1 tRNA gene and 1 rRNA gene are annotated in these 789 nt (G+C 41.7%); both read left to right on the forward strand.

From position 1 onward, the window contains the following. Nucleotides 1–127: 127 nt before the first annotated feature. Nucleotides 128–203 (forward strand) — tRNA-Ala (locus L5L77_RS22570). A gap of 362 nt (nt 204–565) precedes the next feature. After that, nucleotides 566–789, forward strand: a 23S ribosomal RNA gene (locus tag L5L77_RS22575); the annotation flags it as partial.

Raw genomic sequence — 789 nt, forward strand, 5'->3', positions numbered from 1 at the left:
TCCTTTGTTAAATTAACACTCGTTTAGTGAACTAAACGTCGCGTTAATTTGCCGCGGATAACTCGATTTGGCAAACCAATCCTTTTAGAGGTTTGGAACATCTTACTTACTCGCACTGCATGTAAATGGGGCTATAGCTCAGCTGGGAGAGCGCCTGCCTTGCACGCAGGAGGTCTGCGGTTCGATCCCGCATAGCTCCACCATTTACACCTTATTCTGACTTTATTGCAAAGTAATAAGGCATATGCACTATGGATAGAGATGCCAAAGATAAACTTAAAAATTATCTTTGGCTTTTTTAAGCCCGCTCTTTAACAATTTGGAAAGCTGATAGTATTTAATTGCATGAGTCTGTCATGTGATTAATTACAAAACGTTTAATGCGAAAGCATTGAACATGAGTTCTCAAACACTTTATTAAGTGTCTTGAATATTCAAAAGTAAATTATTCTTTATTGAATAGTTTACGTCTAAGGCGCGTCCACTTCTTTGGTCAGAAGTGAGACAAGTAAAACCAAGCTGGTCGCAATGCGRCKCAGGTGAGTGAAACTCATTTGGGTTGTATGGTTAAGCGACTAAGCGTATACGGTGGATGCCTTGGCAGTCAGAGGCGATGAAGGACGTAGTAACTTGCGAAAAGCGTTGGCGAGCTAGTAACAAGCATTTGAGCTAACGATGTCCGAATGGGGGAACCCAGCAGCATAAGCTGTTATCGCAACATGAATACATAGTGTTGCGAGGCGAACGAGGGGAACTGAAACATCTAAGTACCCTTAGGAAAAGAAATCA

This window comes from Shewanella sp. SM29 (assembly GCF_025654245.1).
Taxonomy (GTDB): Bacteria; Pseudomonadota; Gammaproteobacteria; order Enterobacterales; family Shewanellaceae; genus Shewanella; species Shewanella oncorhynchi.